The 21,886-nt window shown below is 30.4% G+C and carries 23 protein-coding genes; 6 read left to right on the forward strand and 17 right to left on the reverse strand.

From position 1 onward, the window contains the following. Nucleotides 1–105: 105 nt before the first annotated feature. From H3Z83_RS07595 to uvrA, 17 genes are all read right to left on the reverse strand, one after another. The gene (locus tag H3Z83_RS07595) at nt 106–2,925 is read right to left on the reverse strand and encodes a gluzincin family metallopeptidase (protein WP_182124881.1); all 2,820 of its coding nucleotides are present in this window, start codon (nt 2,923–2,925) and stop codon (nt 106–108) included. Nucleotides 2,926–2,983: 58 nt separating this feature from the next. Then, a complete protein-coding gene (locus H3Z83_RS07600) occupies nt 2,984–3,694 on the reverse strand; it encodes an LOG family protein (RefSeq protein WP_182124882.1) in 711 nt (236 codons plus the stop codon). Nucleotides 3,695–3,862: 168 nt separating this feature from the next. Next, nucleotides 3,863–4,066: a hypothetical protein gene (locus tag H3Z83_RS07605; protein WP_182124883.1), complete on the reverse strand. Its 204-nt coding sequence runs from the start codon at nt 4,064–4,066 to the stop codon at nt 3,863–3,865. 23 nt (nt 4,067–4,089) lie between these two features. Then, nucleotides 4,090–4,359, reverse strand: coding sequence for a hypothetical protein (locus H3Z83_RS07610; RefSeq protein ID WP_182124884.1), 270 nt, complete (start codon nt 4,357–4,359; stop codon nt 4,090–4,092). Between the two features lie 159 nt (nt 4,360–4,518). Then, entirely contained in the window at nt 4,519–4,728 is a 210-nt protein-coding gene (locus H3Z83_RS07615; RefSeq protein ID WP_182124885.1) for a hypothetical protein, read from the reverse strand. Between the two features lie 85 nt (nt 4,729–4,813). After that, nucleotides 4,814–6,103, reverse strand: coding sequence for an HlyD family secretion protein (locus H3Z83_RS07620; protein ID WP_182124886.1), 1,290 nt, complete (start codon nt 6,101–6,103; stop codon nt 4,814–4,816). A gap of 57 nt (nt 6,104–6,160) precedes the next feature. Then, complete coding sequence (locus tag H3Z83_RS07625) at nt 6,161–6,391, reverse strand: hypothetical protein (RefSeq protein WP_182124887.1); 231 nt, start codon at nt 6,389–6,391, stop codon at nt 6,161–6,163. Nucleotides 6,392–6,401: 10 nt separating this feature from the next. Then, nucleotides 6,402–6,623 (reverse strand): hypothetical protein, encoded by a 222-nt coding sequence (locus H3Z83_RS07630; protein ID WP_182124888.1) that lies wholly within the window; start codon nt 6,621–6,623, stop codon nt 6,402–6,404. A 79-nt stretch (nt 6,624–6,702) separates the two neighbouring features. Beyond that, on the reverse strand, nt 6,703–6,948 hold the full coding sequence (locus tag H3Z83_RS07635) for a hypothetical protein (protein ID WP_182124889.1): 246 nt from the start codon (nt 6,946–6,948) through the stop codon (nt 6,703–6,705). A 25-nt stretch (nt 6,949–6,973) separates the two neighbouring features. Beyond that, on the reverse strand, nt 6,974–7,189 hold the full coding sequence (locus H3Z83_RS07640) for a hypothetical protein (protein ID WP_182124890.1): 216 nt from the start codon (nt 7,187–7,189) through the stop codon (nt 6,974–6,976). A gap of 167 nt (nt 7,190–7,356) precedes the next feature. Beyond that, the gene (locus tag H3Z83_RS07645; RefSeq protein ID WP_182124891.1) at nt 7,357–7,578 is read right to left on the reverse strand and encodes a hypothetical protein; all 222 of its coding nucleotides are present in this window, start codon (nt 7,576–7,578) and stop codon (nt 7,357–7,359) included. A gap of 93 nt (nt 7,579–7,671) precedes the next feature. Then, the gene (locus H3Z83_RS07650) at nt 7,672–9,858 is read right to left on the reverse strand and encodes a peptidase domain-containing ABC transporter (RefSeq protein WP_182124892.1); all 2,187 of its coding nucleotides are present in this window, start codon (nt 9,856–9,858) and stop codon (nt 7,672–7,674) included. Nucleotides 9,859–9,925: 67 nt separating this feature from the next. Next, nucleotides 9,926–10,114 carry a hypothetical protein gene (locus H3Z83_RS07655; RefSeq protein WP_182124893.1) on the reverse strand — a complete coding sequence of 63 codons (189 nt, stop codon included), beginning with the start codon at nt 10,112–10,114 and terminating at the stop codon, nt 9,926–9,928. 2 nt (nt 10,115–10,116) lie between these two features. Continuing rightward, the gene (locus H3Z83_RS07660; protein WP_182124894.1) at nt 10,117–10,275 is read right to left on the reverse strand and encodes a hypothetical protein; all 159 of its coding nucleotides are present in this window, start codon (nt 10,273–10,275) and stop codon (nt 10,117–10,119) included. 117 nt (nt 10,276–10,392) lie between these two features. Next, complete coding sequence (locus H3Z83_RS07665) at nt 10,393–11,979, reverse strand: vitamin K epoxide reductase family protein (protein WP_182124895.1); 1,587 nt, start codon at nt 11,977–11,979, stop codon at nt 10,393–10,395. Nucleotides 11,980–12,092: 113 nt separating this feature from the next. Then, complete coding sequence (locus H3Z83_RS07670) at nt 12,093–12,776, reverse strand: response regulator transcription factor (protein ID WP_182124896.1); 684 nt, start codon at nt 12,774–12,776, stop codon at nt 12,093–12,095. A 189-nt stretch (nt 12,777–12,965) separates the two neighbouring features. Next, the gene (uvrA, locus tag H3Z83_RS07675; protein WP_182124897.1) at nt 12,966–15,794 is read right to left on the reverse strand and encodes an excinuclease ABC subunit UvrA; all 2,829 of its coding nucleotides are present in this window, start codon (nt 15,792–15,794) and stop codon (nt 12,966–12,968) included. 111 nt (nt 15,795–15,905) lie between these two features. On the opposite strand from uvrA, the gene H3Z83_RS07680 reads away from it, so the two are divergent. The 6 genes from H3Z83_RS07680 (at nt 15,906) to H3Z83_RS07705 (ending at nt 21,836) form a co-directional block, all read left to right on the forward strand. Then, nucleotides 15,906–16,133, forward strand: coding sequence for a PspC domain-containing protein (locus tag H3Z83_RS07680; protein WP_182124898.1), 228 nt, complete (start codon nt 15,906–15,908; stop codon nt 16,131–16,133). Further along, nucleotides 16,130–17,134 (forward strand): potassium channel family protein, encoded by a 1,005-nt coding sequence (locus H3Z83_RS07685; RefSeq protein WP_182124899.1) that lies wholly within the window; start codon nt 16,130–16,132, stop codon nt 17,132–17,134. The genes H3Z83_RS07680 and H3Z83_RS07685 overlap by 4 nt, the downstream gene beginning before the upstream one ends. Continuing rightward, nucleotides 17,134–18,033, forward strand: coding sequence for an SDR family oxidoreductase (locus tag H3Z83_RS07690; protein WP_182124900.1), 900 nt, complete (start codon nt 17,134–17,136; stop codon nt 18,031–18,033). Before H3Z83_RS07685 ends, H3Z83_RS07690 begins: the two co-directional genes overlap by 1 nt. 87 nt (nt 18,034–18,120) lie before the next feature. Beyond that, complete coding sequence (locus H3Z83_RS07695) at nt 18,121–19,707, forward strand: alanine/glycine:cation symporter family protein (RefSeq protein ID WP_182124901.1); 1,587 nt, start codon at nt 18,121–18,123, stop codon at nt 19,705–19,707. A gap of 8 nt (nt 19,708–19,715) precedes the next feature. Further along, nucleotides 19,716–20,642, forward strand: coding sequence for a ComEA family DNA-binding protein (locus H3Z83_RS07700; protein ID WP_182124902.1), 927 nt, complete (start codon nt 19,716–19,718; stop codon nt 20,640–20,642). Between the two features lie 27 nt (nt 20,643–20,669). Beyond that, the gene (locus tag H3Z83_RS07705) at nt 20,670–21,836 is read left to right on the forward strand and encodes an acyl-CoA dehydrogenase family protein (protein WP_182124903.1); all 1,167 of its coding nucleotides are present in this window, start codon (nt 20,670–20,672) and stop codon (nt 21,834–21,836) included. The last annotated feature ends 50 nt before the right edge of the window (nt 21,837–21,886 follow it).

Here is a 21,886-nt window from a genome sequence, read left to right on the forward strand (position 1 = left end):
TTGGTATGGTTACAAAGATAGTTTTTTTAGTTGAAATTTAAAAATTTCAATTTTTACTGAATTATCTTCAAAAAAATAGAAAAAAAATGAAAATTATTGAAGTATCTATAATAATCCTCTTCTAAAAAAATTATAGATTCGGTCGATGTCTGTGGTTATTATAAATCTAACTTTTGAAGGATATCTTTGTTTTGTAACTTCAAATCCTTCATTTGTATAAATTGGAAAGTAAAATTCGAAAATATTAGGTAGAAAATTTAGTCGAATTCCGTTTTCGTAAAAATACTTTGGTGAAGTATTTTTATTTTTTAGCATGGCAAAATCGTTATATACTTCTAATGATTTCCATACAGTAAAACTTGTATTTATAGAAGTGATTAATTGATTAGAAAATTGCGGTTCATTAAATTTAGATTTAAAACCACCTTGGCCAACAACGAATTGTTGACTGAAAATTCCTTCATTTTCTGAACGACCAAATAGGTTTTGTTCAAATAAATAATCAGATCCACGATTTAATCCAAAGCTAAAATAGTCTCCTTCTGTTTTGTTTGATAAAAAGTAACCTCCAAAAAATCGGATTTCATAACTTTTATCGGCTTTAAAAAATCTACGATAACGAATATCTGTAGTTATTTTTGAGAAATTTGAATGGAACTCAGTATTTACAGCGTACAATGTTCTATTAATTGCATCAAACTTAGATTGAATATATCTTAAATTAAAAATATTGTATTTGTCGCTTTCTTGTTTAATAGCATCAGGAGCGAGCTCTTTATCTACTCTAATTAATCTGGCAATTAAAAGTTTTATACCATTATCTCTAAGAGTATTCCTTCTAAATTGAATACTAGCAAAAGGTGTAAGCGTATTATATTCGAGTTCAGGAGCGTAATGAAAATTACTTCCTCCAATACCATAACGTATTTTGTAAATACTAGATTCTTTAAAAAAGTGATTATAGGCAAATGAATAAGAACCTGTAAAGTTTTGGCTTTTTGTGCTGTAATTAGGTGTTAAGCTGAATTCAAAATTATGATTTACTACTGATTGATTATTAATATTTACACCTAATATAAGTCCGTCATATAAATTGTATTTTAAATCAGGGTAATAAAAAAGTTGATTATAATAAGGGTTTTCTACGTCTTTAAAGAAGCGAAATTGTAACGGTTTGTTAATTAAACTATTATTTACGTTTCTAAAATTATCTAATGAATTGTATTCAGGGTAAATGCTTTCGTAATTTAATGCAAGCTTATTAAAGTCACCTCTTTTAATTTTAATAGTTTTGGTAGAATCTGTTCCGTCTATCCAGGTTTTATATTTTATTTTCTTTTTATGAATCCCGTATAAAGCAACAGGAGCAGAAAAGCTTCTTTTGTTTTTAATCGTAACTTCTAGTGAATCTTTATTTTTTGAATACTTTACTTTTTTAATTTTATAATCTATCTTTTTACTTGTTTTGATGTAATCGTTAAAAAACCAATCTAAATTTTTTGATGTATTTTTTCTAAGGATTTTTTCAAAAATATCACTATTACTTGTTTTGAAATTTGTTTCTGTATAAAACTCTTTTATTGATTTTTTTAAAACATCATCACCCAAATAATCTTGAAGATAGAGTAAGCCCAAACCTGCTTTGTATTTACTTACAATTCTTCTGTTAAAATTAGAAAGAGAATCAGAAGGGGTGTTTAGAGCTTGGTCGTAAAACTTACGAGCACTAAATTGATAAACAAAAGCGAATTTATCGTTCTGTTTTAGTTTAGAAATATTGTAAATTCTAATAGGCCAGTATTTAGAATACTTTCCTAAAACAGTTACATTAGGATGGTGTTTTTTAATGTATTCCATCATTAAAAAAGTTTGTAACCCATCAATAAGCCAGTAATTGGTTCTTTTATTTACTGTAAATACATCATCGGTATATTTTTGAGTTAGAGCTTTAAAGAGTTTTATTTCCCATTTAAAGTTTTTAGGAAATGGTTTTAACCAACTTGGTAACCCGTAAATTTCATGAGATGAATTTTTATTAGCGGTTCTTGCATCCACAAAAATTTCAGGAAGCGGGTGTTTTCCTAAATAACTTTCAATAAAATTAATTTGTTGATTAATTATTTCTGTAGTTACTTTAGTTGGGATACTCTTTATGTAAGCATCGGTTTTAATTTCTTTGTTTTTGATTTTAAAAGAGGTGAACCTTCCTTGAGTACTTATGTTTAGGATAATATCTTTTTTCTTTGTTCCAATAAGAAAGTAATTGATATCATTTTCTCTTTTTGTTTTGTATTGATATAGATTGCTTTCAACAGTGTAGTTTTTAGGAACATCAATGTTTATGCTGTAATTAGCAGGTTCTTGGTATAAATCGTTAAGGTTTAAATTGCTCATTGTTTGCCATTTTTCTTTAAAAATAGCTGGTACTATATTCCAAAAACGTAAATGATAACCATTTTTAATTTTTCCGTATCCGGTATATTTTGCATTAGGAATTTTTACAGTGTACGTAGTAGATAAAACCAAACTATCTTTAGGTAGTAAAGTTTTGTTTAGTATTACTTCAATAATGTCAGATTGATTTTTTTTCTCTTTAAAAGAAACTTGTTTAGAGTTTATAGTTAGATTTTTAATTTTAGAATATCCGCGATCTTTTGCATCAGAAAAATAGAAATCTTTTCTATAGTCGTCAATAAATCGTTTACCTAAGGGAGTGTTATTGTTTTTATAGCTATTTGCCCAATTATGTAAGAATAAGCTTGTAAGATTAGAAGAGGAATTATTGAAATAAACTGTTTTTTGTTGAATGTGTAAAAGATCGTTTTCAACGTCTAATTTTGCGTTTATTTCAATTGAATTGGTTTGCGCTGTTGCATGTAAACAGCACAGTAAAAGAAATAAGAAGAGGAGTTTTAATTGTTTCAATTTAAAAATAAAAAAAGCTCGTTGAATATTCAACGAGCTTTAAATATAAGAGTTATTTTTAGAAATTTGGTTTTAAATCGTATTTAGCATAGAATTTATTGAAATGTTCAACAGCTTCATCTGCAGTATCTACAACTCTAAATAAATTTAAGTCTTTTTCGCTAATATTTCCTTCTTCTAATAAAGTATTTTTAATCCAGTCGATTAAACCACCCCAGAATTTTTTACCTACTAAAACAATCGGGAAACGTCCTATTTTATTCGTTTGAATTAAAGTGATTGCCTCAAAAAGTTCATCTAAAGTTCCAAAACCTCCTGGCATTACTACAAATCCTTGTGAATATTTTACAAACATTACTTTACGAACAAAAAAGTAATCGAAGTTTAAGTTTTTGTCATGATCAATCCAAGGATTGTCGTGCTGCTCGAAAGGTAGCTCGATGTTTAATCCAACAGAAGTTCCTTTTCCTCTATCTGCACCTTTATTACCTGCTTCCATAATACCTGGCCCACCACCGGTAATAACTCCAAATCCGTTTTGAGTTAATTTATAACCAACTTCTTCAGCTAATTTATAATATGGGTGATCTGTTTTTGTACGTGCAGAACCAAAAATAGAAACACAAGGTCCTATTTTACTTAGTTTTTCATATCCTTCAACAAACTCAGCCATAATTTTAAATATCGCCCAAGAGTCGTTTGTTTTTATTTCGTTCCAGGTTTTTGTCTGTAATTTTTCTTTTATTTTTCTATCATCATTCGGACTCATATCTCAAACTTTTTATATTAATTTAAACAATTTATCTTGCTAAATTTACTTTTTTAGCAAGCCTGCTAATTTAGTTTTTTTTAATGATAGATGAAATAATAATAGTATAAAATTAAAAAAGCGAAAGTAACCTTTCGCTTTTATATATTAATGCTGTTTAATAGGTCTTTAAATAAGACACAAACACACAGCCTCTACAGGTATGTTATCAGACATAATATAACGTCCTTGACCTCTAGGGCAATCGTGATTCCCAGAACAAGGTTTGTAAGAATCTGTACAAGGTCCAGTAGGAGGGCGTAAACCTCCGTTAATTTCTTTTTGTTCAGCTTTATTTAAAGCTTTTCCTAAGTTTAAAATTGACTTTTTCATTTTACTATAAATGATTTTTAAATCTAAACATAATAGCATTTACCATCTCTGCAAACACCTGTAACAAAAACTAATCCATTTTGATCTGGCCCACCAAGAGGATCAAAAGGTCCCATGTTATAGTCAGGATTTGGCATATTAATGCACATTGTTTCAAGGCAGTCAATTAGTGAATCGCTAGGTAGAGTACCGTCTCCAGCATTAATGCTTTTTTGTTCAGCTTTATTTAAAGCTTTTCCTAAATTTAAAATTGATTTTTTCATTTTATGAGCAGTATGGTTGGAAAAAAGCATGAGTAGTATCTATACAAGTTCCTTGAGAGCAACAATCATACCTTCCAGAGCATTGTTCAGAGCTAGTACATCTAAAAAAGCCACCATTAACTGCTTTTTGTTCAGCCTTGTTTAAAGCATTCCCTAAGTTTAAAATTGATTTTTTCATTTTAAAATAATTTAAATTAAAGGAGCACAAAACCCGTTAGAAATTTGCCCTAAGCATAACTTTCTAGTATCCATTCCTTTTGGAGTATATGTGCACTCTCCACCACCAATATCATTATAAATACTAGAACCGTTACAAGGATTTATAAACATTCCTCCGTTAATTGATTTTTGTTCCGCTTTATTTAAAGCATTTCCTAAGTTTAAAATTGATTTTTTCATAATTTTAAAATAATTTAAATTGATTAAATCCTTGATCATTTAAAGACACTCAAGGTTTATGTCTATTCTTCGCGAGAAAATATTTTTATTTTACAATATTTCTTAGTTGATAGAAAAAACGTTCTATCAACCGTAAATCTTCAGTTATGATATCTGCTGTACCTTTCATTTCTTGTCTAAATGCAATTGTTTTATCGTAGGTAGTTTTTAAGTTTTGAGGTAGTTCTACATCAATTAAATAATTACCTTCTTCATCTGGAGTTAATGAAATTGATTTTACTTTTCCGTTAAGTTCACCAAATTCATCAGAAGGATAATTCAATAATTTTATTTGCACTTTTTGTCCTTTTTTTATTTTTCCTGAATTAGCAGCAGGCGCTTTTATTTTACCAACAAATGAATTCTCTTCATCAGGAATAATGGTAAAAATTAATTCACCGGATTTTACTGTTTGATTTTTACTCCAAAAAGATAAAAAAGATACTTTTCCGTTTATAGATGATATTAAAGCATATTGTTTTTCCCAATCTTTAATGGCCTTTTTTAAATATAAAAACGATTGAATAGCTTTCTTTTTAAGCCTACTATCATTTTGAGTTTTTTTAATAGAAGTACCTTCTAGGTTTTTAGAAGAGTTATTAATTAGCTCTCTCATTTGAGAAATGGAGTTCTCTAAACTTTTATAAGATCTTTTTGCTTGTAATAATTCGATTTCTTTTAATTCTTTTTCTTTAGCAGAAATAACTCCTTCTTCATATAGTTTTATACTACGTTCACGGTCTATTTCTTTAAATTCTAATTCTTTTTTGTTTAAATCTTTTTGAGATAATAAAATTTGTAATCTTCCACGAGCTTCAATAACTGACATTCTGTTAGCAAAAGTTTCCGATTTATAGGGTGCTAGTTTATTGTTTAATGTGTATTCAGAATAATCATTTTCAAACTGAGAAAAGCTAGAAGTAATATCACCTAAGATAAGAAAAGGTAGTTTTTCGATAGGAAAAGAAAAGTTTTCTTGATGAATTTCTATAGTGTCGGTAATACTTTTTAAAAGTAATACATCTTTGTAGGATGCACTATTTTCTATAATAGCTAATACTTCATTTTTTGAAACGCTCTTTTCATCAGTAGTTAAAAAAGTTTGAAATTGCCCAGTAGATTTAGCATATATTTTTTCAGGAGGAAAAGATGTTGTTACCATTACTTGAGTAGAAATAACATCTGGATATTTTACAAACCATGAGATGAATAAAAGCATCACAATTAATCCTAAGAATAAAGTATTTCCCCAACGAATCATCCAATTGGGAACATGACTTAAAATTTCTTGTACTTCTTCGCTGCGTATTTCTATATCTTGACTAGTATGTGGCATATTTTTATTTAAAGGGAGTTATAAATTAACTAACTCCCTTATGATTATGTGTTGAAATTATAAAGCGCAAATAGGTTGTGTTCCATTAGAACACAGGTCATCACAATGAGTTCTTACCCAGAAGCCTCCGAATTTTCCATATTCTCTACAAACACCCCAATTACCTGAGTCTCCGCTTCCACCTCCAGAGCCTCCGCCGTCGCCTGATATAGGGTCAGTTCCTCCGTTAATTTGTTTTTGCTCTACCTTATTTAAAGCTTTTCCTAAATTTAAAATTGATTTTTTCATAATTTTAGTATTAATTAAGACAACATTGATTATTATTTATAGTCCCTCTACAATGATCTCCGTATCCAAATAGGACAGCGCATACATCTCCGTTTTCGTTCCCAGCAGACACCCAATTATTTGAATAACATGCTCCTGATTTACAGAATGGACCAAAAACTTTCCCTCCGTTAACTTCTTTTTGCTCCGCTTTATTTAAAGCTTTACCTAAATTTAAAATTGATTTTTTCATTTCTTTGATTTAAAATTTATTAAAACCTTGAAAGGTTTAAGATGTTCAAGGTGTATATGTATTTATTAGAAACTTGTTGTTAAATGTATATACAGCAAGTGTCATGTTCATCAATACAAAATCTTGTAGGGATAGTGCATCCTCCACCATTACCTGATCCAGGTCCAGGTCCAGATCCATTTGAGTGGCAAAAATGATTGGAGCAATAGCTTCCAGAAGGGCAATCTCCGTCTGCATCACAAAATCCTATAGGCCCACCACCGTTAATTGCTTTTTGTTCAGTTTTATTTAAGACATTTCCTAAGTTTAAAATTGATTTTTTCATCTTGAGTTATTTTTAAAAGTTATAATTATGGATTCATTGGAGCTGTCATACAAGTATACCCACAACCAGCAACATATACCCAAGGACTTATGCAATTTACATTAGCGACAGGTTGTTCATAACAACCTTTGCTGTTAGGTCCATCATTATTCTCTCCTTCACCACGCTCTCTACCACCATTAATTATTTTTTGCTCTAATTTATTAAGAGCTTTTCCTAGATTTAATATTGATTTTTTCATTTTGTTATTTTAATATTATCTACATTGAAATTCGGCACATAAATGGCTAGTCTTTATACATTCACCATTTATGAAGCATTTAAACCGACCGCCTGCAACAGATTTTTGTTCAGTTTTATTTAAAGTTTTCCCTAAGTTTAAAATTGATTTTTTCATATTTCTGTATTTTAATTTACACAACATAATCCATTTTGAATTTGCCCTGAACATCTACCTCCTGGAAAAGGGGCTCCGAAAATTGTTCCGTTTGCAGGGTATGAACATGTACCAGCTCCATCGTTAGTATACTCAGAAGAACAAGGACATGGGTTTTTAAACCCTCCACCAAAAACGTTTTTTTGCTCTGATTTGTTTAGGTTTTTACCTAAGTTTAAAATTGTTTTTTTCATTTTTTTAATGATTTAAATTTAATTAAACCCTTGAACGGTTTAAAGACACTCAAGGGTTGTGTCTATTCTTCGCGAGAGAATGTTTTATATATTTTATTTACCTAAGTCAAGTTGATTTTTAACTAGGTGATAGTAACTTCCTTTTAATTTTATAAGTTCTTCATGGGATCCTTTTTCAATAATTTTTCCTTTTTCTAACACAACAATTTGATGTGCATTTTTAACCGTACTTAATCGATGAGCAATAACTACTGCTGTTTTATTAGAGAAAAATTCGTTTAGTTTTCCCATGATTACTTTTTCGTTATTAGCATCTAAGGCACTAGTTGCTTCATCAAAAAATAAGAATTTAGGGTTTTTATATACAGATCTAGCAATCAATAATCGTTGTTTTTGACCAGTGCTAAGTCCATTTCCTTCACTACCAATTTTAGTGTTATAACCTAAAGGTAGTGCTTCAATATAATCACCTATATTAGCTACATCTATAGCATGAGCCAATTTTTCTTTATCAACATAATCTTCACCTACAGCGATATTTTTAGCAATAGAATCATTAAAAATATATCCTTCTTGCATTACTACACCGCAGTTTCTTCTCCATTCTTTTTGAGAGATGTTTTTTAGATTGAAATTATTAATCATAATATCTCCTTTGTCTACTTGATAAAAACCAAGTAATAATTTCATTAAAGTTGTCTTCCCACTTCCGCTAACACCAACGATGGCAGTAGTTTTATTTGCTGGTATTTCTAAGGATAAGTTGTTAAGTACAGGTTCTAAACCTCCTGTGTATCTAAATGAAATATTATTTAATTTTATAGAGGCATTTTCTGGAATATGATTTACTTTTTCATCTCCAGGTTTTTCCTCATCTTCCATATTATGAATTTCTCCTAATCTATCAATAGATATTTGTGCATCTTGTACATCACGCATAAAGTTGATTAGTTGTGTTATTGGTCCATTTAATTGACCTACAATGTAACTAATGGCCATCATCATACCTAAAGTAATATCACCATCGATAACTAATTTTGCAGATAGAATGGTAATGAACATATTTTTAAGTTCATTGATAAAGTTTGAACCTACACTCTGAGTTTGTTCTAATGCTAAGCTTTTAGTAGCGACTTTAAATAATCGGGCTTGTACATATTCCCAATTCCAACGCATACGACGTTCTGCATTGTGCAGCTTAATTTCTTGCATTCCATTGATAAGTTCAATCACTTTACTTTGTTCTTGACTTACTTGTGAAAATCTTTTATAATCTAATTCTTTACGTTTTTTAAAGAAGAATAATACCCATCCGAAGTATAAAACACTTCCTAAAACAAATACTCCAAAGATTTGTAAGCTATAATATCCTAAAACTAAACTGAAGATAATCAGGTTAAAAAAAGAGAATAAAACAGTTAAAGAAGAGGTGGTTAGAATACGTTCAATACGTTTATGGTCGTTTATTCTTTGTAATAAATCTCCTGTCATGCGTACATCAAAATAGGAGATAGGTAGTTTCATTAATTTGATAAAGAAATCAGAGATTAATGATATATTGATTCGTGTACTAAGGTGTAGAAGAATCCAACTACGAATAATTTCAAGAGAAGCTTTTCCTATGAAAAGAAATAATTGCGCAAAAAGGATAAGGTACACAAAATTTAAATCTTGATTTTTAATCCCTACATCAACGACACTTTGTGTTAAGAAAGGTAGAATTAATTGAAGTAAGCTTCCAGCCAGTAATCCAATTATCAATTGGACTATAAATTTTTTATACTTAAAAAGATATTTGAAAATAAAACCAAACCCAAATTTTTCATCTTCCTCAAATTCTTCACTATAAAAACGAGGAGTTGGTTCTACTAATAGAGCAATTCCTTCTTCAGTATTTTCATCAGCATTATTTCCAATCCAATGTTGAATAAATTCTTTTTTGGTAAAAGAGATCAATCCATGAGCAGGGTCAGAAATATAAACAGTGTCCTTTTTAATTTTATAAAGAACTACATAGTGATTTTTATTCCAGTGTATAATACAAGGTAGCGGAGCTTCCAATAATTTATTGAAGCTTAGTTTTATACCCAAAGATTTGAATCCCATAGATTCTACAGCTTCGCTTAAGCCTAAAAGACTACTACCTTCTCGGGTAGTTTCACTTAAGCTACGTAGTTGTTGGGTATTAATTGTTTTGCCATAGTGTTTAGCTATGATTTTAATACACGTAGGCCCACAATCTTTAGCCTCTGTTTGTTTGTAATTTGGAAATTTTTTCAAGTAGTAGATTTTGTTTTTAAGCTAATAAATAAGAAATAGCGGGTTAGATCGACCCGCTATTTTGATATTAAAAAGGATTAGGGCTGAAAGTACAATGACCATTTGTGCATAAATAGTCATTTATTGAACCTATCCCGCCTGTTGCGTGCCAGCAATCTCTTGCTGTTCTACATTGACCTCCAACTTTACCTCCAGATATTTCTTTTTGCGCTACCTTATTTAGAACTTTTCCTAAGTTTAAAATTTGTTTTTTCATAATTAAAAAGGCATTAACTGACAGTAAAACTCTGCGCAATGTCTTCCTCTGTCTTCACATATTCTGTCACCGTTTGAATCACATTGTTTTCTACCTCCGTTTACTGTTTTTTGCTCCGCTTTATTTAAAGCTTTACCCAAGTTTAAGATTGATTTTTTCATAATTAAAATATTAAGGTTACTTTTGCGGCGAACATTTAAAGACACTCACCTATGTGTCTATTCTTCGCGAGAGAATATTGTTCAAAAAGCAAAGCCCTTTTTAGGGCTTTGTTGCTTTTATACAGTTACTAATTGTTGATAGTTTTCTTCAAGTTCTTCAATAAAGAAGATTAGATCTGTTCTATTATATTCTTTAGGAAATGATTTTCCGTTTACTAAAATTTCTGGAGTAAAATTGATAGCGTTTTCTTTACACCAAGAGCTTTCTCTTTCTAGCTCTTTTTTATACAAATCTTTTTTAGTGTTATCTTCCCATTTATTAAGCCATTTATCAGGTTTTTCACCGTTATAAATTTCATCCATAGCTTGTAAGCATTTTTGTGCTCCTTTGGTGTGATAAATAGAAAGTAAACTATTTGTTATTTTAAAAAGATCATTCTCAATGTTTTCAGTATTTACATTGAAACGAATTTTAATCTTCACATTATCGTTATACCGGTTTAAAATATCATGAATATGTATATGGACAGGTTTACAGTGTCCACAAAAAGGGTTAGTTATAATGGTTAATTCTAGTGGTGAATTTGGATTACCAAAAACAATTTCTTCACTATTTTCAATTTGAGTGTTTATCTGAGGAGATTTTTGTAGAAGACTACTAAATAAAGTATAGTTACGTTTAAATTTAACATTCTCTATTTTTTCTTTTTTTAATTCTGTTACTTGATGTATTAAAGGCTTTAAATAATTCCAAGTAAGCCAAGTTACTAATGTTATCAATCCAAGTGTAGTAAAATCAACTATAGAAAAACTTTCTATAAATGTACTTGTAATTAACGGAACTACCGCTTGCAACCATAATATGCCAACTATACTCAGGCATAACAAACACCATTTTTTAACAACAGCGTATTGGTAGTATAACGAGTATAAGGTAATAGGGATAGCTAAAAGACTAATAGTATAAGAGTGTACAGGATTGGTAATCTGAGATAGTGTTAATAATGTTAGTCCTGAAAAGTATAAAATACTTAAATCACTTAATTTGTATCCTTTAATTAACTCAGCTCCTTTAGATGTTAGTACAGCATCACAATCTTTTTTATCATCTGAGCCAGAACAAAACGCATCACCTATAGCAGTTTTTAACCCTAACTCTTGTTTTACTATTGCTATACTTGTTATTATTCCTAAAATTGATAAAGCTATATATGCAATATTATACCAAGAAGTTGAATTGTTATAAATTAAGAAGGAAGCAAAAAGAGTTAAAAGAGCTAAAGCAACAAACCTTGTTATTTTAGATTTAGATTTTGTTTGTGAATTTTCTTGAGATTGTTCAACAGCGACTATAATCCCTGTAAATTTTCCAAGAAAATCCTTTTCTGTAAGTTTTTCCTTTTTGTTTTCAGTATTATAAATGTTGTAGTCTAATTTTTTTCGATCTACAACAACTAGATCTTTACCTTGTTCATTATTTACTTGTGCTATAAAGCAGTCAGGTAACTGTAAAAGTGTTTCTGTATTTGTAGGTACATCAGCTGCTACGTTTTCTATGTTGAAATGATCTAACACTCCTGTAATAGCATGTAAGCTAGGGTATGAAGGATGACTTTGAATTTGAAAAGCTAACTCTTCTTTATCAAATGATATTCTATTTTGTTTTAATAATCTACTTACTAAATTGATTAATGTGTCTTTCAAAAGTTATATTTTTTAGAATAGCTAATTTTAGTTTCCTCCAAAGCTATTTTTTTAAGAATTAAAAAAGTGAGAAAAAACCGTAAAAAAAGTAAGGCATACCCTTACTCTTTGTTTTATATAAGCCCTTTTTCTTTAGCTACAAGTATTAACTCTCTATCTCCGCCTTTATCTTTTACATTAAATATTTTCTTTAAGTGGCGTTTTCTTTTTTCAATGCTGGCAGCTGATAAAGGAACGTAATTAGGCATGTCCTTCATTCTTGCACCAATAGATAGTTCGTATAAAATTTTTCTGTCTATGCGGTCAATTAATAAGGTTGATGAGATTTCTTTTCTTAAAAGTTTAAGAATTGATTTGCTATAAAAAGGTTCGTTATTAAAAATAGAACAAATAGCATTTTTAAAATCTTTAGAAGTTAAATCTTTTTTTAAAATAAAACCTTCAGGATTTATTGTTTTGAATATATTATGAATCCTGAAATTATCATCTAAAGCAGTTGATATTATTATTTTTGTATTAGGAAACGTTTTTCTAATGGTCATGCTTAAATCTTCGCCAGATAATCTTTCTTTTTGGTAGTTTATAGAAAATTTTAATTCTAAAATTATTAGATTAAAGAAGGTTTTATTTTTAGATGCATTATTGATTATTTCAAGACCTTGCTTTCCACAGTGTACCAAATTAATGTCAAATAAATAATCTTCATTTTTATTTGTCGAGTTGATTACACTTTTATAAGCCTCACAAATTAATGGGCAACTATCAATAATTAGAATTGATTTTTTTTCTTTTTTCATATATAAAAACTTATAGCAAATAATTTTTAATATGGTAAAACTAGAAGAAAATAAATCATTGGTCAATACCCAATACCCCTATTTGAAAGTTAGGGGTAACCCTTAGAAGATAGGGGTAACCCTATTTCCTTTAACATTTTGTTAACACTTTAGCTAAGGGTTTAAAAAGGTTGTGAGTTGGTTGTTTGACTATGAGTCTATTAACTCTTTCTTCAGGAATTTAGCAGTATAACTTGTTTTATGTTTAGCAACTTGTTCAGGAGTTCCTGTTGCTAAAATTTCTCCCCCACCTTTTCCGCCTTCCATACCAACATCTATAATATGATCGGCAAGTTTTATTACATCTATATTATGTTCAATAATTAACACGGTGTTTCCTTTGTCTGTTAATTTATTTAAAACCTCCATTAAAACACGAATGTCTTCAAAATGAAGCCCGGTAGTAGGTTCGTCAAGAATGTAAAAAGTATTACCGGTATCTCGTTTTGATAACTCTGAAGCTAATTTTATTCTTTGTGCTTCACCTCCAGATAGCGTGGTAGACTGTTGCCCAAGAGTAATATATCCTAAACCAACATCTTGAATAGTTTTTAATTTTCGATAGATTTTAGGAATATTTTCAAAGAAGTCAGTAGCTTCATTAATAGTCATTTTCAAAATATCAGAAATAGATTTTCCTTTATAACGAATTTCTAGAGTTTCTCTATTAAAACGTTTTCCTTGACAAGTTTCACATTCAACATGAACATCTGGTAAAAAATTCATTTCTATCACACGAACTCCACCACCTTGACAAGTTTCACAACGACCTCCTTTAACATTAAAACTAAATCGCCCTGGTTTATAGCCACGAATCGCAGCCTCTGGAGTTTTTGCGAATAGACTTCTAATTTCACCAAAAGTACCAGTATAAGTAGCAGGATTTGAGCGTGGTGTTCTACCAATAGGAGATTGGTCTATGTCAATCACTTTATCGATATGTTCTAAACCACTAATCTTTTTATAAGGCATTGGTTTTTTTACACCTCTATAGATGTGAGCATTTAAAATAGGGTATAAAGTCTCGTTAATTAAAGTGGATTTTCCGCTTCCAGAAACACCAGAAACACAAATCATTTTACCTAAAGGAAATTCAACCGTTACGTTTTTTAAATTGTTTCCAGTAGCACCTGATAATTTAATATTATTCCCGTTACCTTTTCTTCGTTTTTTAGGAACTTTAATTTCTTTTCTTTTCGATAAATAATCAGCAGTTAAAGTATCATGGTCTTTTAAGTCATCAAAAGTACCTTCGCTAACAATTTCTCCACCGTGTCTTCCAGCTCCAGGACCAATATCTAATACAAAATCAGCTTTTTTAATCATGTCTTCGTCGTGTTCTACAACCAAGACTGAATTACCTACGTCTCTAAGTTTTAATAAAGAGTCAATTAATTTCTGATTATCTCTTTGATGTAAACCGATACTTGGTTCATCTAAGATATATAAAACTCCTACTAATTGAGATCCTATTTGAGTTGCTAATCGAATACGTTGCGCCTCTCCACCAGATAAAGATTTTGAAGTTCTGTCTAACGTTAAATAATCTAAGCCAACATCTAATAAAAACTGAATTCTAGTTCGTATTTCTTTTAAAATTTCTGAAGCAATGGTAAGTTGTTTTTCAGAAAGTTGTTTTTCAATATTTTTAAACCAAGTAGCCAATTCTACTACGTCCATCATTGCTAAATCACTAATATTTTTATCAGTGATTTTAAAGTGCAAGGCTTCTTTTTTAAGACGTTTTCCTTCACAGGAAGAGCACGTAACTTCGTCCATAAAATCTTTAGCCCAGCGTTTTATTGATGTGCTGTCTGAGTTTTTGTATTGGTTTTCGATAAAAGCAACAATTCCTTCAAAGTCTATTTCGTAATTACGAGTAACGCCTAAATTTTTAGATTGAATTTCAAACTTTTCATTTCCACCATGTAAAATAATATCCATAGCTTCTGATGGAATCTTGCTGATAGGGTCGGTAAGTTTAAATTCGTATCGATCAGCAATAGTTTGCAATTGCTTAAATATCCAACTATTTTTTTGTTCTCCTAAAGGAATAATTCCTCCACTTTTTATCGAGTTAGATGTGTCTGGAATTACTTTTTGTTCGTTAATCTCATTTGTAATCCCTAAACCATTACATTTTGAACAAGCTCCTTTTGGTGAGTTAAATGAAAATGTATTAGGTTCAGGATTCGGATAAGCAATTCCTGTTGTAGGGCACATTAATTCACGACTAAAATAACGAGGTTTTTCATCATCAACATCAATAACCATTAAAATATTATCACCAGTATACAGCGCTGTTTTAATAGTTTCTTCTAACCTTTTTTCTGCTGATGGATTTGCAACTAATCGATCAATAACAACTTCAATATCGTGTGTTTTATATCGATCTAGTTTCATGCCTTTTTCAATTTCTCGGATTTCTCCATCTACACGAACGCGAACAAAACCTTGTTTTGATATTTGCTGAAAAAGCTCTCGATAATGACCTTTTCTAGATTTTACCAAAGGAGCAAGAATTGCAATGCGTTTTCCATCAAAATCTTTTAAAATAAGTTCTTTGATCTGTTCATCCGAGTAGCTTACCATTTTTTCATTGGTGTTGTATGAGTAAGCATCTGAAGCTCTTGAAAAAAGCAAACGTAAAAAATCGTAGATTTCTGTAATAGTACCCACGGTAGAACGTGGACTTTTATTTGTGGTCTTTTGTTCTATAGAAATTACAGGAGACAATCCATCAATTTTATCAACATCAGGTCTTTCTAATCCTCCTAAAAACTGACGTGCATACGCGGAAAAAGTTTCTATATAACGACGCTGTCCTTCAGCATAAATAGTATCGAAAGCCAAAGAGGATTTTCCACTTCCGCTTAAACCGGTAATAACTACTAGTTTTTCGCGAGGTATTTTAACATCAATGTTTTTTAAATTATGAGCTCTAGCTCCGTATACTTCAATATATTCTTGCTCTTTCAAGGTCAGTATTTTACAGAAAAAAGCAAAGTTACCAAAACCAAATTTATTTTAAAGCTCATGTTATAAACAAATGAGTGTAAATTGGTATCTTGCAGTTAAAAATAGGTAAATATGAAACTTATTCATTCGGTTCGACATTTTTTTGAACGTCATGGTTTTAATGTGTCTTCACGTTTTGCAGACCGTTTAGGGATGCGTGCAACTAATGTACGTTTGTTTTTTATCTACATCTCTTTTGTAACTGTAGGGTTGTCTTTTGGGTTGTATTTAACGCTTGCATTTTTACTGCGATTAAAAGATATGTTTTATACTAAAAGAACTTCTGTTTTCGATTTATGATAAAGACCGTATTTCAATCAAGATTATATAAGGCTATATTCTTTTCGGTTTTAATTTTATTAATCGGAGTAGGAGGATATTTATTACTATTTGGATATTCTTTTATTGACGCCTTGTATATGACAATTATTACCATTACTACAATTGGTTTTGGTGAAGTGCATCCGTTTGGAACAGGAGAGAAAGTGTTTACAATCGGACTTATATTATCAAGCTTATTTATATTTGGATATGCAGTATCTTCTTTTTCAGAATATTTAATAAGTGGACAATTTTTTCATCAACTAAAAATAAAAAGAGTGCAAAAAAGAATAGATCAGTTAAAGGGGCATACTATTGTTTGTGGTTATGGTAGAAACGGAAAACAAGCCATTTCGAAATTAAATAGTTACAATAAAAAATTTGTAGTAGTTGAAGGAGATCAGGCTATTATAAAACACTTAGATGAAAAAGAAATTTTAAATATAGAAGGCGATGCTACTATTGATGAAACATTAATTAAAGCGGGTATTTTAAATGCTGATTATTTAATAACAGCATTACCTTCAGATGCCGACAACTTGTTTGTGGTGTTAACTGCGAGTCAGTTAAATAAAAAATGTAAGATAATAAGTAGAGCATCAAAAGAAACTTCATATAATAAATTGAAAATTGCTGGAGCCGAAAATGTAATTATGCCAGATAAATTAGGTGGAGCACATATGGCTTCTTTGGTTGTTACTCCAGATGTTATTGAGTTTGTAGATAGATTAACAATTGAAGGAGATACAACTGCAAATCTTGAAGAAATAGCGATTGATAATTTACCTAAAGAATACCTGGATAAAACGATTTTAGATTTAGATTTACGAAAGAAAACAGGTTGTACTGTTATTGGTTATCGAACACCAGAAAAAGAGTATGTTATAAATCCTGATGCTTCATTAACGTTAACAGCAGGAGCTAACTTAATTGTTTTAGGTAAACCTGAACAAATAACTAAATTGAGAGAGTTGTTTTAATGAAAAAGATTGTAATTACTGGAAGTAATGGATTGCTCGGTCAAACTCTAACTAATTTATTGTTGGAGGAAAATGAAAAATATAAAGTAATAGGTTTTTCTCGAGGATTAAATAGAAGCGGACGAAATGATTTTGAATTTGTATCGATTGATATTACAGATAAAGATTTACTATTTGAAGAATTAAATAAATATAAGCCTGATGTAATTGTAAATACAGCGGCGATGACAAATGTTGATGCTTGTGAGGAAAATAAAGCAGCATGTGATGTTTTAAATATTGAAACTGTAAAATATTTAAAAGAGTATTCCGAAATAAATAATACACATTTGGTACATATATCAACTGATTTTATTTTCGATGGAAAAGATGGGCCATATAAAGAAACAGATGCACCGAATCCATTAAGTTACTATGGGCTATCAAAATTGAAATCGGAAAACATTTTAACTACATCCAAAATTGATTTTACGATTTTAAGAACAATTTTGGTGTACGGAAAAGTATATGATATGACTCGTAACAATATTGTTCTTTGGGTGAAAAAATCGTTAGAAGAGAAAAAAGAAATTACTATTGTTAACGATCAGTTTCGTATGCCTACTTATGTAAATGATTTAGCATTGGCTTGTAGAATTGCTATAGACAAGAAATCTATTGGTGTTTTCAATATATCTTCTAATAAGTTATTAAGCATCTATGAAATAGCTCAACAAGTAGCTGAGGTTTTTGAATTGGATAAAAACTTAATTAAACCAATTTCTACAAAAGCATTAAATCAAAAAGCATTAAGACCCCCAGTAACAGGTTTTGATTTAACAAAAACGAATGCAGAATTGAACTTTTATCCAGAATCCTTTAAAGAGGATTTGCAAAGATTTAAAGAAAAGTTAGCGTAAAAATTACATTTAACGATTAAAACTTGTTGAAAGTGCAATTTTTTAGGATATTGCGCTATCAAATTCAAAAAACAAACAGTTTATATTATGAATAAAAGACTACTAACGTTGTTATTATTAATAACACCGATGTTTACTTTCGCACAAGAAAAAGGTTTAGATCAACAGATTGACGAAGCCTTTAAGCCAATATCAGATTTTTTTAGCAATGTTATTTTCTTTCCAGTGTTCGGCACTCCATTTGTGTTGATTTTATTAGTAGCAAGTGCTTTGTTTTTTACAATTTATTTTGGGTTTCCAAATATCCGTCACTTTTTTACAGCTATTAATGTTGTAAGAGGGAAGTATGATCATGTGGATCATGCAATTGTAGAGCCTGCTTATGGTGATGTAACTCCAGGAGGAGATTCAATAGAAACAATTAGAGATGAAAGTCAAGAAGGTGAGGTTTCTCACTTCCAGGCGTTAGCAACTGCCGTATCTGGTACAGTTGGTAATGGGAATATAGCAGGGGTTGCTTTGGCAATTGCTTTAGGAGGTCCAGGTGCAACATTTTGGATGATAGTTTGTGGATTGTTAGGTATGTCAACGAAATTTGTTGAATGTACATTAGGAGTTCAATATCGTGATGTTGGTGAAGATGGAACTGTGTACGGAGGTCCAATGTATTATTTATCGAAAGGACTTAAAGAAAAAGGCTTCGAGACATTAGGTAAAATTTCTGCAGTATTTTTTGCAATTTTTTGTATTGGTGGATCTTTTGGTGGTGGTAACGCTGCTCAGTCTAATCAAGCTACTATTGTAATTAAAGAGTTATTAGGTTTAGAAAGTGCTGGTGCTGGAGCAATGATTGGAGTTGTGTTAGCAATAGTAGTAGGAATTATTATTATTGGAGGAATTAAGAGAATTGCTACTGTAACAGAAAAGGTGGTTCCTTTTATGGCTGTACTATATTTATTAGCGTGTATTTATATTTTAGGAGTAAACTTCTCATTAGTGGATGATGCAATTTCTCTAATCATAAGTGAAGCTTTTAATCCAACGGCAATTGGAGTTGGTGGTATTATAGGAGTGTTATTAGTAGGGTTTAAAAGAGCAGCGTTCTCTAACGAGGCGGGTGCAGGATCTGCTTCTATTGCACACTCTGCGGTTAAAACTAAGTATTCTGCTTCAGAAGGATTAGTGGCATTATTAGAGCCATTTATTGATACAGTATTAATATGTACAATGACTGCTTTAGTTATTGTTATTTTTAATTTTGGAGGAGCTTTCGAATATGGAGGAGACGGATCTGGATCTGTATTTATTGATGGAGTGGCGTATGAAGGAGCTGGAATTACATCTAGAGCTTTTGCTCAATACATTCCATTCTCAAATATATTTTTAACTGTGGCAGTGGTTTTATTTGCAGTTTCTACAATGATTTCTTGGTCTTATTATGGATTACAATCGTGGAAATTTTTATTTGGTAGAGGTAAAAAAGCAGATTTAACATATAAAGTTTTATTCTTAACTTTTGTTGTAATTGGTGCAGCTGCAAGTATGAGTTCAATTTGGGCATTCTCAGACGCTATGATTTTTGCAATGGTGTTTCCAAACATGATTGGATTGTATTTCTTAATGCCAGTTGTTAAAAAGCAATTAAAACGTTATCTTGAGGCTATAAAGAGCTAAAAGAAAAAATGAAAATATTTAAATCCCATTTCTGGTATAACAAACGCCAAAGAAATGGGATTTTCTTTTTATTACTACTCATTGTAATCTTGCAAGCTATTTATGTTTATGTAGATTTCTTTTCAAAGAATCAAATAGCTATTGAAGGAGAAGAGTTGCTTGCTTTTACAGAAGAATTAGATAGTTTAAAAAGAATTGAGTTAGAAAAAAGAAAACCTAAGATATATCCTTTTAACCCAAATTTCATAACAGATTTTAAAGGGTATCAATTAGGAATGTCGATTGAAGAAATTGACAGATTGCATTCCTTCAGAAAGAAGAATAGATATGTAAACTCTATAAAGGAATTTCAGGAGGTTACTAAAGTATCTGATACTCTACTGAATAAAATATCTCCTTATTTTAAATTTCCAGATTGGGTTGTAAAACGTAATCAGCAAAATCAAAAAAAGAAACAAAGCTTAAAATCCAATATTTCAATTGAGTCAAAAAAAGATTTTCTTAAAGAAATTTCAAAAGAGAGTAGAACGATTTCTACTTCTGATATAAATAAAGCAACTCAGCAAGATTTTGAAACTGTAAATGGAGTAGGTGAAGTAATTTCTGAAAGAATAATAAAATACAGGAATAAATTACAAGGATATTCATATTCGAGTCAATTGTATGAAGTTTCGAGACTAGAAAAATCAACAATAAAAGAAATTTTAAAAGTTTTTAAAATTTACCAAAAGCCAACAATTCAAAAAATAAATGTAAATACAGCTACTTTTAAACAAGTTCTTAAAAATCCATATATAGATTACGAACTATGTAAAAAGATATTTGAATACAGAGATGAAGTTGCTGAATTACAGCAAATATCAGAATTAAGAAATATTAAAGATTTTCCGTTAGATAAATACGAGAGAATAGTTTTATATTTGGATGCAAAATAAACAAACAACAAATTAAGTTTACGACTAATGAATAGTATGTATTTTACAGAAGAACATGAGTCTTTTCGTCAAAGTTTCAAGGAGTTTTTACAAAAAGAAGTAGTGCCACATATAGATAAGTGGGAAAAAGAAGGAACCGTAGAGCGTTTTATTTGGAAGAAATTCGGTGAAATGGGATACTTTGGATTAAATCAACCAGAAGAATATGGAGGTTTAGGATTAGATCTTTTTTATACAGTTATCTTTTTAGAAGAATTACAAAAAGTAAATTCAGGAGGATTTGCAGCCAATATGTGGGCGCATGCTTACTTAGCAATGACACACTTAAATAAAGAAGGTGATGATCGCATAAAGAAAGAATATCTAACACCAAGTATTAATGGTGATAAAATAGGATGTTTATGTATTACAGAGCCTTTCGGAGGGTCTGATGTTGCAGGAATGAGAACAACTGCTGTTAAAAAAGGAGATAAGTATGTTATAAACGGATCTAAAACTTTTATAACAAATGGAGTGTATTCAGATTACTTAATTGTAGCGGCAAAAACAAATCCAGAAGATAAGTATAAGGGGATGTCTATTTTTGTAATGGATAGAGATACACCTGGTATTTCTGCAACTAAATTAGATAAGTTGGGTTGGAGAGCATCTGACACAGCTGAAATTGCATTTGACAATGTAGAAATTTCTACTGAAAACTTAATGGGAGAAGAAGGGAAAGGATTTCCTTATATCATGCAACATTTCGCTTTAGAAAGATTAGTAATGGGAATTAATGCACATGCTAGAGCAGAATACGCGGTAGATTATGCGGTAAAGTATATGGAAGAGCGTGTGGCTTTTGGTAAATCTTTAGATAGGTTTCAGGTATTACGTCATAAGATTGCTGAAATGGCGAGTAGGGTAGATATGTGTAGAGAATACAATTACTCAATTGCTAAGCGATTAAATGATGGTCAGTATGTAGTTAAAGAAGCAAGTATGTCTAAGTTGTTGTCAACTAAAATGGCAGATGAGGTAATTTACGAAGCGCTTCAGTTATTAGGAGGTTACGGTTATATGGAGGAATATCCAATGGCGCGTTTATTACGTGATAGTCGTTTAGGTCCAATAGGTGGAGGTACTTCAGAAATCTTAAAAGAGATTATCGCTAAAATGGTAATTGACAAGAAAGAGTACAAGCCAGCAACTTAAAGTATAAAAATTATTATTTATTAGGTTGTTAATTGAAAAAGACTCAGTAT

Source organism: Tenacibaculum pelagium, assembly GCF_014062345.1.
GTDB lineage: Bacteria > Bacteroidota > Bacteroidia > Flavobacteriales > Flavobacteriaceae > Polaribacter > Polaribacter pelagius.